The sequence below is a fragment of the Mesorhizobium sp. M7D.F.Ca.US.004.03.1.1 genome (assembly GCF_003998635.1).
GTDB lineage: Bacteria > Pseudomonadota > Alphaproteobacteria > Rhizobiales > Rhizobiaceae > Mesorhizobium > Mesorhizobium loti.
Map to the genome: position 1 here is coordinate 1 of NZ_RZQG01000129.1, position 10,125 is coordinate 10,125.

Genomic DNA, 10,125 nt, shown 5'->3' on the forward strand with positions numbered 1-10,125 from the left:
CTATGGCACGGAAGAGGACGCTGCCGCGGTATCAACATGGCGCCGCCAGGGCAACACGCTGACGTTCCCGCGCATCCAGGGCACCGACACGGTCGGCACCGTCGCCGCTGTCGGCGAAGGTGTGTCGCCGGACCGTATCGGCGAACGGGTGATGGTCGATTTCTCGATCTACAACCGCGACGACGATTCACTCGCCGACATCGACTATATGGGCCATGGCCGCGACGGCGGCTACGCCGAATACCAGGCCGTGCCGGCCGAGAATGCCCATGTCGTCGATACCGAGCTGACCGACGTCGAACTCGCCACCTTCTGCTGCGCCTATCTCACCGGCGAACAGATGCTGGAACGGGCCGCGCTCAAGGCCGGTGAACGCGTGCTGGTCACCGGCGCCTCGGGTGGTGTCGGTTCCGGCATCGTGCAACTGGCGCGGGCGCGCGGCGCCATTCCCTATGCCGTCGTCGGCAAGGGCAAGGAACAGGCGGTGCTCGACATCGGCGCCGAGGCTGTCATCACCCGTGGCGTTGCCGACCTTCCTCATGCCGTGAACGAGGCGACCGGCGGCCAGCCGATCGACGTGGTGGCCGACCTCGTCGGCGGCGCCATCTTCAACGACCTGTTACGCATCCTGCGACCCGAAGGCCGCTACACCACGGCCGGGGCAATCGCCGGCCCGGTCGTGCAGCTCGATCTCAGGACCATGTATCTCAAGCAGTTGCAGCTACATGGCTCGAGCCAGGGCACGCGCGCCGATTTTCGCCGCATTGTTGGATACATCGAAGCGAAGAAAATCCGACCGCTGGTCGGCGGCGTCTACAAGCTCTCCGATTTCCACCACGCGCAGGCGGATTTCATCGCCAAGGATTTCGTTGGCAAACTGGTGGTGGTGCCGGATGCCATATGGGATTCGGCTGACTGACTATGCCTCAACCTGTTGGGCCGCTCTCAGCAGCATGCCGAACAGGTCGCGTGGCTCGTCGGGGTCGGCCAGCATGTCGAGTTCCTGGTAGAGGCCGGTCGAGCGCAGCTGATCCCTGACATAGCGCAGCGCCGAGAAATCCTCGATGGCGAAGCCAACCGAATCGAACAGCGTGATCTGGCCGGGGTCGCGCCGGCCTTGCACCGCGCCTGACATCACCTGCCACAGCTCGGTCACCTCATGATCCGGTGCAAGCTGCTGGATCTCGCCCTCGATGCGCGTCTGCGGCGGATATTCGACGAAGATGTCGGAGCGCAGCAGGATGTCGCGGTGGAGTTCGGTTTTCCCCGGGCAGTCGCCGCCGACCGCGTTGATGTGCACGCCGGAGCCGACCATGTTGTCGGTGAGGATGGTGGCATACTGCTTGTCGGCGGTGACGGTGGTGATGATGTCGGCTCCCTCGACCGCTTCTTGCGCGGTGCCGCAGGCGACCATGTCGAAGCCGAGACCGGCGAGATTACGGATGCATTTTTCGGTGGCCGTGCGGTCAATGTCGTAAAGCCTCAGCCCGTCGACGCCGAGCAGCGCCTTGAAGGCCACCGCCTGGAATTCGGCCTGTGCGCCATTGCCGATCAGCGCCATGCAGTTCGAGCCGGTCGGCGCCAGGTACTTGGCGGCCAGAGCCGACATCGCCGCTGTGCGCAGCGCGGTCAGGATGGTCATTTCCGACAGCAATACCGGATAGCCATTGTGGACATCGGCGAGCATGCCGAAGGCGGTCACGGTCTGGCGGCCCTCGCGCATGTTCTTGGGGTGACCGTTGACATATTTGAAGCCGTAGACTTCGCCGTCGCTGGTCGGCATCAGTTCGATGACGCCTTCGGCGCTGTGCGAGGCGACGCGCGGCGTCTTGTCGAACAGCTCCCAGCGGCGGAAATCGTCCTCGATGTAGCCAGCGAGTTCGACGAGAAAACGCTCGACGCCGATCTTCAGCACCAGCTTCATCATGTGGTCAGCGCTGACGAAGGGTACGATGTTGAGATTGGGAATCATTTTTTTCTTATCCTTGCCGCTTGCCGGCGGTCAGTCCTGGCGATGCGCGTTGTGCGCCTTCATCATCGTTGCCAGCGCCGGATCGTTTTGCTCCAGCGCTTTGATGGCTCCGCCCGTGTCGTAGAGGCGCTCATCCTGTCCCATCTTGAACTTGGCTTCGAGCCGCCCGATCGGCAGGTCAAACCCTATGATACCAGGTATGCGTCGCTCCATGCCGCCGGGTCCCAGTTCGCGCATCCGCCAGCGATCGTCGCGATCTCTCTCCAGCATGTCGACAAGCTGAAGCAGATGTCTTGCGGTGCCGTGATCGTCGAGCGGAATCGGCAGGCCATGGCAATGCACGACGGCGAAATTCCAGGTCGGCGCGCTGTCGCGCACCGGGTTGCGCGGATACCAGGACGGCGAGATGTAGCCATGCGGGCCGTGAAAGATGGCGACCGTCTCCCTGCCCTCGGCAATCAGCGCGCTGTGCGGATTGGCCCTGGCGAGATGCGAGACCAACGTTCCGTTTTCACCGCGCACGCGATCAAGCACGAAGGGCAGATGCGATACGGCGAGGCCCTGCGATCCTGACGTCACCACCGTGGCGAAGGCCGCGGCTTCGATCAAGCCGAACACCTCGTCGCGCGACAGCGGCGCGAATTCAGGCTTGCTATACATCAGGTCAGCTTCGCTGGGCGCGAACCGCTGGGATCAGGCCTTGCGGGCGAACCAGCAGCACCGCGATGACCCCCGACAGCACGATGGCGTCGCGGTAGGGTGCGATCGCTCCCGGCAGCGTCGCCTGCAACAGCACCTCGATGATGCCGAGCAGGAAGCCGCCGGCGACAGCACCGGGCAGGCTGCCCAGGCCACCGACGACGGCGGCGATGAACGCCTTCAGCACCGGCGTAAAACCCATCAGCGGATCGACCGAGGCGCGCTGCGCCACCCACAGCATGGCCGCCAGCCCGGCCAGCAGGCCGGAGAGCAGGAAGGCTGTAGCGATGATGCGGCTGGCCGGAATGCCCATCAAGCGCACGACGTCGAAATCTTCCGCCGCTGCGCGCATTGCCGTGCCGGTCACCGAGCGGCGCAGGAAGACTTCCAGCGCAATCAGCGCCAGCGCCGAGACGACGATCGAGATGCTGGGACCGACGCCGATGGTGAAGTCGCCGAAGGAGAAGGCGCCGGTCATCCAGCCGGGCATGGCGACGGCCTGCGGCCGCGCCGAGATGCCGTCCTGGAAGACGACCTTCAGCAGGCTGGAGACGGCGAAGCTGGTCAGCAACAGACTGGTGACGCTGGCGCCGCGCATCGGCCTAAACGCGATGCGCTCCATGGCGACGGCGGCAAGCGCGCCGCAGGAGACGGCGACAAGCACCGCCACCGGGAACGGAAAGCCAAGCACCAGCGAGGCCAGCAGCGCATAGCCCGACAGCGTCATCAGCTCGCCATGGGCGAAGTTGATGAGGCCGACGATGGAAAAGACGATCGCCAGCCCGAGCGCCAGCAGCGCATAGACGCCGCCGAGGCTCACTGCATTGATGATCTGCTGCGCGATCATGCTTCTTAAGCTCCCAAATAGGCTTGGCGGACGAGGTCCGAGGAGGCGAGTTCTTTTGCCGTGCCCGACAGCACCACCTCGCCATTGGCGAGCACGACGGCACGGTCGGCGATTTCTAGCGCCAGCGCCACATTCTGTTCGACCAGAAGGATGGTCAGGCCCTTGCGGCGCAGTTCGGCGATCAGGTCGAAGACGGTGTCGATCAATTGCGGGGCAAGGCCGAGCGAGGGCTCGTCGAGCAGGATCATGCGCGGCTTGCCCATCAGCGCGCGGGCGATGGCCAGCATCTGCTGTTCGCCGCCGGACAGATTGCCGCCCTTGACGCGGTAATAGCGACGCAGGATCGGGAACAGCTCCAGCATCTCCTCCTCGCGCAGCCGCGCCTCAGCCACCGGCTGATGCACTGCGCCGCCGAGCCGCAGATTGTCGGCCACTGTCAGACTGGCGAAGATGCGGCGGCCTTCGGGAACCAGCGCGACGCCCTTGCGGGCAATCGCCTCCGGCGTCAGGCCGGTGATGTCGACACCGTCGAAGATCACCTTGCCGGATGCAACCGGCACCAGCCCGGCGACGGCGCCGAGCGTCGAGCTCTTGCCAGCGCCATTGGCGCCGACCAGCGCGATGATCTCGCCGCTGTCGACGGTGAGGTCGACGCGGCGCACCGCCTCGACTTCGCCGTACCGGATTTTCAGGGCTTCGACGCTCAGCATGACATCACGGCGCGGGGACGTCGGCGGCGTCGGGGATCAGGGTCTGGACATGCTTGCCCTCGCCGCCGTCATAGCGCATCAGCGCCACTGGCCGCAGCGGCATGCGATCGGTGCCGGCATAGGTGATCTTGCCGGTGATGCCTTCGAAATCCTTGAGGCCGGCGATGGCGTCGCGGATTGCCTTGGGGTCGTCGGAGCCGGCCGTCTTGACCGCCTGGTCGAGGATCAGGCCGATCTCGTAGCCATTGACCTCATAGGTCGATTCCGGTGCGTGGCCGGCATATTTGGTGAAGGCGGCGTTGAAGGCCTCGAGCTTGCTGCCCGGCTCGGCATAGCCGGCCGCGGTGTAGACGACGCCATCGACCAATTTGCCGAGCGCCTTGATGGTCGGCGTGCCGATGGCATCGGCGCCATAGACCGGGATGGTGACGCCGGCGCCGCGCAATTGCTGGATGAAGGCTGGGAAATCGGGTTCGTAGGCCGCCGTCATGATCAGGTCCGGCTTGTCGGCCAGGCCCTTGATGTTGGTGATCTCGGCGGAAAAGTCGGGCTGTCCCATGCTGAAGGTGCCGCGACCGACAATGGCGCCGCCCTTCTTCTCGAATACCTTGCCGAAATATTCCGGCAAATTGGCGGTGTAGGTGGAATCCGGCGAAGTCAGCAGGAACACCTTCTTCTTGCCTTCGGAGACGGCGAAGTCGGCAACCGCCGTCGCCTGCACATTGTCGGCCGGATAGGTGCCAAACATGACGTCGCCGACCGCGCCGGTGAGTACCGGGGCAGAGCCGCACAGGGTCAAGGTCGGAATGCCCAGCGGCTGGGTGAGCTGGCCGGCGGAAATCGAGGGATCGGCATCGCACGGCGTGATCATGATCTTGGCGCCGGCGTCGATCAACTCCTGGGCGACGGTGGCGGTCTGCGCGGTGTCGGAACGCGTGTCCTTGATCAGCAGCTTGACGGTGTATTTGCCGCCGAGCCCGCCCTTGGCGTTGAGTTCGTCGAGCGACATGCGCAGGCCGGCAAGTGCCGGCTGGTCGTAAGGGGCAAGGCCGCCGGTCTGCGCGGTCGCGGCACCGATGATGATCTCCTCGGCGCTGGCCGTCGAAATGGCGGCGATGCCGAACACGGCCGCACACAGGGCGGCGCGATGGAGGCGATAGAGGCTTGGCATGTCGGTTCTCCTTCTGGATTTCTTATGATTGGCTGTCGTTGCGGGTCATGCGGTCTGGTTTTCAGCTGTTGCGGTCTTGGCGCGCGCCGTGCGGCTGCCGAGATAGGCGGCGATGACGGCAGGGTTCTTCTGGACATCGGCGGGCGGGCCGTCGGCGATGACGCGGCCATGATCGATGACGACGATGCGCTCGCACAGGTTCATCACCAGCCGCATGTCGTGTTCGATCAGCACCACGCCGATGCGACGCTCGGCGCGGACCGTCGACAGGATGGAGACCAGTTCGGCGGTCTCGACAGCGTTCATGCCGGCGGCCGGTTCGTCGAGGAGCAGGAAGCGCGGCTTCAACGCCAGAGCGCGCGCCACTTCGAGCCGGCGGCGCTGGCCATAGGCAAGCCTGGCGGCCGGCTGATCGGCAAATCTCTCCAGCCCCATGCGCGTAAGTTCGCCCATTGCCGCCGCCTCGGCATGGCCAAGATCCGGCTCCACCTGGCGTGCGGCGACGACGACATTTTCGAGCACGGTCATGTGCGGGAAGACGCGGATGTTCTGGAAGGTGCGGGCAACGCCGGAGCGGGCAAAGCGGAAGGCCGAAGCCTGCCGCACCGCGCCACCCACCGATACGGTGCCGACACTTGGCTGGACATCGCCGGCCAGCATATTGAGCAGCGTCGTCTTGCCGGCGCCGTTGGGGCCGATGATGCCGGTGATGCTGTCGGTACCGAAGCTCAGACTGACGTCATCGACAGCAACGACGCCGGCATAGCGGCGCGACAGATGATCGGCGGTGAGCCAGTCACTCTCGACATGCTGCGGAGGTGCCGCCGAAGCCATCACGGCCTGACGTCCAGGCCGGCGCAGGAGGTTCAGCTCACGCTCGCCGAACAGGCCGGTCGGGCGTCGCCAGATGACCAGGATCATGGCAATGGCCAGCACACCCTGGGTCAGGCCGAACAGGACAGGCAGATGCAGGCCGAGCACTTCGCCGCCGCCTTCGAAGCGGCGCACCACTTCGATCAAAACGATGGTGACGATGACGCCGGCGAAAGCGCCGAGCGACGAGTTCATTCCGCCGACGATCAGCATGGCGAGCATGGTGAAGCCGAGGTCGAAATAGAAATCGCGCGGCGAAAACGCACCAAGGAATTGCGCCATCAAGGCACCGGCGGCCATGGCGGCAACGACACCCGCCACCCAGGCGGCCAGACGCGCCGTGCGCTGGTCGACGCCGACGGCGGCCGCACCGCGCTCGTCATTGGCGGCGGCGCGTGTGGCAAGGCCGAAGGAGGTTTCGCGAAACAACCTCGCCGCCACCAGCGCCGCCGAAGCGACGGCTGCGGCCGTCCACAGCCCGACCTCGCGCGGCACGCCATAGAAGGGCTGGCTGCCGCGGGTGATCTCGCGCCCGGCGACCAGCAGCGTGTAGACGATGATCAGCATGGCCAGCGTGGCGATCGAGGCACTCGACCCGGAAAGCCTGAGCAGCGGCGTGCCAGTCAACAGGCCGATGATGACAGCCAGAACCAGGACCACGGCCAGCGCCGCGAAGAAGGAGAGTTGGTGCCCGGCGAGGAACTGCGGCAGGTCGCGCAGTGCCGTTCGCTGCAGTGCAGTCGGCATGGTGAGAATGCCGGTGGCATAGGCGCCGAGGCCGACAAAGGCTGCCTGGCCGAACGAGACGATGCCGCTGTTGCCGGAGAATATCTGCAGGCCAAGCACCGCTGTCAGCATGATCGCGGCATAGGTGACGACGCGTTGCATGGCGGCGCCGCCGAAGATAAAGGCGGCAAGCGCCACCAGCAGCAGCACCGCCACCATGCACAAGGCGTCGGCCGTGGCGTTGCGGAACGCGGCCGGCATGAAGCCGCTGGGCTTGCTCTCGCTTATCGTCACCGACGCCATCACGCGGCCTTGAAACGGTTGGGTGAGAACGGCGCCAGGATCGGCTGCACGCCCTCGGTGACCAGCCTGGCGACCGCCTCGCCGACGGCCGGACCGGTCTTGAAGCCGTGGCCGGAGGACCCCGCAGAAACAATCAGCCCTTCAACCCCAGGCATGGGTCCGATAACAGGCAGATCGTCGGGGCTCATGTCGTAGAGCCCGGCGTAGCCGGGCCGGATGCCAAGTTCGGCCATGGCCGGCACACGGGTGGCGAAGGTCTCCAGGATCTCGACCGATTCCTGCTCCTCGACACCTTCCATGTAGTCATCGGGATTTTCGACAAAGCGCGGCGGCCCGCATGTTCGTGGCGCAGGCCGGTGCCGCCGCCGGCCCAGGTGCCGGCCAGGATGACGCCGTCATTGTCGGGCCGCGCATAGTTGCAGGAAATGTCGTCGCACCAGGCGAAAGGCATGACCTGCCTTGCCTTGCCGGCGGCGTCGAGCACGGCCATCGGATGGCGCTCGACATGCAGCGGCAAATCGAGGCCGACCGTCGCCAGCAGGCGGCGCGTCCATGGCCCGGCGGCCAGGATGACCGTATCGGCTTCCAGCACCGTTCCATCGGCCAAGGTGACGCCGGTGATGCGGTCGCCCTGCCGCTGGAGGCTCTCGACCAACGTGTTCTGCATGATCTTCGCACCGTTGGCGCGGGCGGCTCGGGCGATGGCGTTGGTGGCGCCGAAGGCATCGGCATAACCAAATTCCGGCTCCCACAATGCCAGCGCGACATTGTCCAGCGCAAAGCCGGGTGCCGCATCGGCAAAGGCCTGCGGCGACAATGTCTCGATGCGCGCACCCTCACCGCGGATGCGTTCTGCTGCCGCCGTCCAGCTTGCCTTGTTGCCGTTGCCACAGACCCACATCATGCCGACTGCGGTGACGAAAGAGCCTTCGCCTGATATCTCCGGCAGCGACACGAGGATCTCGCGGCCACGGATGGAAAGCTGCGACAGTTCCGGCATCAGGTAGAAGGCGTGCAGCAGCGCCGACGATTTACCCGACGGGCCGCCTGCGGGATGGGTCTGCTCGACCAGCGTGACCTTCGCACCAGCCTTGGCCAGATGATAGGCGGTGCTCGATCCGACAATACCCGCACCGACGACGATGACGTCGCTTCCGTTTCGCATGGCTGTTCCCCACAGTCTCTTGGCTGCTTTCCGACAAGGTAGGGCCAGCGATCGCGCGATGTCAACATCTCTTCATTGTTGACCGATATTTAAATCTCTGTAATAAACTCGACAAAACAAGAGAACACGGATTTCGGGGAGGCCCATGGCGATACGCGATGTTCTGATGCGCGGGGATCTCACGCTGACGCCGTCGGAGGAGAAGATAGTCCGGCTGCTGTTGACGGACTATCCGACCTCCGGCCTCGGCACCGCTTCGTCGCTGGCGCGGCGCGCCGGCGTCAGCGATCCGACCGTGGTGCGACTGGTGATGAAGCTCGGCTATGAAGGGTTTCCGGATTTCCAGGCAAAGCTTCTGACCGAAGTCGAGGCAAGGCTGCATTCGCCGCTGCTGATGATGGAGGCCAAGCGGCAGAGCGGCTCGAACGACAGCGCCGTGCTGGCCTATCTCGATAGCGTCACCACGGCCCTGCAGAAAGCCACCGCCGCGACACCTGTCCAGACATACGAGCGAGCGGCCCGCTTGCTGATGGAGGCCAAGGGCGAGGTCGTGCTGGTCGGCGGCCGGTTCAGCCGCCACATCGCCGGCATGCTTGCCGGATATCTCGTGCAGTTTCGCCCCAAGGTTCGCGATCTTGGTGTGCTCTCGCCACAGACTTTCGACACACTGGCCGACCTCGACCGGCGCGACGTGCTCGTCGTCTTCGACTACCGCCGCTACCAGCTCGATGTGATGGCCTATGCAAAACAGGCGGCGGCGCTCGACGTGCGCATTGTCCTGTTCACCGACCAGTGGCTGTCGCCGATATCAGATCTCGCCGAAGTCACCATCGTCAGCCCGCTCGAAGTGGCCTCGCCCTACGATACGCTGGCGCCGGCGATCGCCCAGATGGAAGCCCTCACCGCTCATATTGTTTCGACGCTGGACGACGACGCTCGTGCTCGCATCGAGCGGCTTGAGAAGGTGCGGCATGCCAATGCCGTGACGCTCGACAGCGACCCGCAAGAGAACGGCGCGGGCCATACACCCGGACCACGCAAGATACCTGGACCCAAATCAGCAAAGCAGGACGACAAAGCATGACCCTGGCCCTACCCAAGCGAAACGAAGCCTTCCGCGCCGGCGAAACGGCGCTGCTGCTCGTCGACATGCAGCGCATTTGGCTGGAGCCGGGCGCCGATCCCTCGCATCCGGAGCGTGGACCGGATCACTATTTCTACCGGCAGACATCGTCGCAGACGATCCCCAACCAGGAGCGCCTGCTGGCCGCCGCGCGGGCCAACGGCGTCGAGGTTCTGCACACCATAATCCAGAGCCTGACCGAAGACGGCCGCGACCGCTCGCTCGACCACAAGCTGACACCGATCCATGTTGCGCCCAGCCTCGCAGAGGGCCTGCCGGTGGCGTCGCTGGCACCGGTCGGCGACGAGATCATGCTGCCGAAGACGTCGTCGGGCATCTTCAACTCGACCAATGTCGACTATCTCCTGAAGAACCTCGGCATTCGCTATCTCGTCGTGGTCGGCGTGCTGACCGATCAATGCGTCGACATGACGGTGCGCGACGGCGCCGACCGTGGCTACCTCGTCACCTGCGTAGCGGACGCCTGCGCCACCATCACCCAGGAACGCCACGACATCGCGCTCAAGGCCTTCGGC

At 65.1% G+C, this 10,125-nt stretch carries 11 protein-coding genes; 3 read left to right on the top strand and 8 right to left on the bottom strand.

Going from position 1 to position 10,125, the window contains the following annotated elements; all coding sequences use genetic code 11:
• The coding region (locus EN935_RS10430) for an alcohol dehydrogenase family protein (protein WP_127373305.1) at positions 1–919 on the top strand (919 nt) is incomplete at its 5' end.
• Here the strand turns inward: EN935_RS10430 and EN935_RS10435 are convergent.
• From EN935_RS10435 to EN935_RS10465, 8 genes are read right to left on the bottom strand one after another with little or no spacing between them, the layout of a single operon-like run.
• Positions 920–1,972, bottom strand: coding sequence for an ornithine cyclodeaminase (locus EN935_RS10435; protein WP_127264203.1), 1,053 nt, complete (start codon positions 1,970–1,972; stop codon positions 920–922). It lies immediately after the preceding gene.
• A 30-nt stretch (positions 1,973–2,002) separates the two neighbouring features.
• Positions 2,003–2,632: an FMN-binding negative transcriptional regulator gene (locus tag EN935_RS10440; protein ID WP_127264201.1), complete on the bottom strand. Its 630-nt coding sequence runs from the start codon at positions 2,630–2,632 to the stop codon at positions 2,003–2,005.
• A 4-nt stretch (positions 2,633–2,636) separates the two neighbouring features.
• Positions 2,637–3,518, bottom strand: a complete 882-nt coding sequence (locus EN935_RS10445; protein WP_127264199.1) for a branched-chain amino acid ABC transporter permease — start codon at positions 3,516–3,518, stop codon at positions 2,637–2,639.
• A gap of 5 nt (positions 3,519–3,523) precedes the next feature.
• The gene (locus EN935_RS10450) at positions 3,524–4,228 is read right to left on the bottom strand and encodes an ABC transporter ATP-binding protein (RefSeq protein ID WP_109670061.1); all 705 of its coding nucleotides are present in this window, start codon (positions 4,226–4,228) and stop codon (positions 3,524–3,526) included.
• Between the two features lie 4 nt (positions 4,229–4,232).
• On the bottom strand, positions 4,233–5,399 hold the full coding sequence (locus EN935_RS10455; protein ID WP_127264197.1) for an ABC transporter substrate-binding protein: 1,167 nt from the start codon (positions 5,397–5,399) through the stop codon (positions 4,233–4,235).
• Positions 5,400–5,444: 45 nt separating this feature from the next.
• The gene (locus EN935_RS10460) at positions 5,445–7,301 is read right to left on the bottom strand and encodes a branched-chain amino acid ABC transporter ATP-binding protein/permease (protein WP_127373306.1); all 1,857 of its coding nucleotides are present in this window, start codon (positions 7,299–7,301) and stop codon (positions 5,445–5,447) included.
• Positions 7,301–7,600, bottom strand: a complete 300-nt coding sequence (locus tag EN935_RS42750) for an FAD-binding oxidoreductase (protein ID WP_281040325.1) — start codon at positions 7,598–7,600, stop codon at positions 7,301–7,303. Before EN935_RS42750 ends, EN935_RS10460 begins: the two co-directional genes overlap by 1 nt.
• On the bottom strand, positions 7,486–8,466 hold the full coding sequence (locus tag EN935_RS10465) for an FAD-dependent oxidoreductase (RefSeq protein WP_281040326.1): 981 nt from the start codon (positions 8,464–8,466) through the stop codon (positions 7,486–7,488). Before EN935_RS10465 ends, EN935_RS42750 begins: the two co-directional genes overlap by 115 nt.
• A gap of 145 nt (positions 8,467–8,611) precedes the next feature.
• Between EN935_RS10465 and EN935_RS10470 the strand changes: the two genes are divergently transcribed.
• Complete coding sequence (locus EN935_RS10470) at positions 8,612–9,550, top strand: MurR/RpiR family transcriptional regulator (RefSeq protein WP_127264193.1); 939 nt, start codon at positions 8,612–8,614, stop codon at positions 9,548–9,550.
• Positions 9,547–10,125, top strand: a 579-nt coding sequence (locus tag EN935_RS10475; RefSeq protein ID WP_164771072.1) for an isochorismatase family cysteine hydrolase, incomplete at its 3' end; no start/stop codon positions are given. The genes EN935_RS10470 and EN935_RS10475, both read left to right, overlap by 4 nt.

What these genes read in the sequence shown, in the direction of transcription:
- EN935_RS10440 (WP_127264201.1), bottom strand. Translation starts at nt 2,632, where the DNA reads ATGTATAGCAAGCCTGAATTCGCGCCGCTGTCGCGCGACGAGGTGTTC.
- EN935_RS10470 (WP_127264193.1), top strand. Translation starts at nt 8,612, where the DNA reads ATGGCGATACGCGATGTTCTGATGCGCGGGGATCTCACGCTGACGCCG.
- EN935_RS42750 (WP_281040325.1), bottom strand. Translation starts at nt 7,600, where the DNA reads ATGGAAGGTGTCGAGGAGCAGGAATCGGTCGAGATCCTGGAGACCTTC.
- EN935_RS10450 (WP_109670061.1), bottom strand. Translation starts at nt 4,228, where the DNA reads ATGCTGAGCGTCGAAGCCCTGAAAATCCGGTACGGCGAAGTCGAGGCG.
- EN935_RS10465 (WP_281040326.1), bottom strand. Translation starts at nt 8,466, where the DNA reads ATGCGAAACGGAAGCGACGTCATCGTCGTCGGTGCGGGTATTGTCGGA.
- EN935_RS10455 (WP_127264197.1), bottom strand. Translation starts at nt 5,399, where the DNA reads ATGCCAAGCCTCTATCGCCTCCATCGCGCCGCCCTGTGTGCGGCCGTG.
- EN935_RS10435 (WP_127264203.1), bottom strand. Translation starts at nt 1,972, where the DNA reads ATGATTCCCAATCTCAACATCGTACCCTTCGTCAGCGCTGACCACATG.
- EN935_RS10460 (WP_127373306.1), bottom strand. Translation starts at nt 7,301, where the DNA reads ATGGCGTCGGTGACGATAAGCGAGAGCAAGCCCAGCGGCTTCATGCCG.
- EN935_RS10445 (WP_127264199.1), bottom strand. Translation starts at nt 3,518, where the DNA reads ATGATCGCGCAGCAGATCATCAATGCAGTGAGCCTCGGCGGCGTCTAT.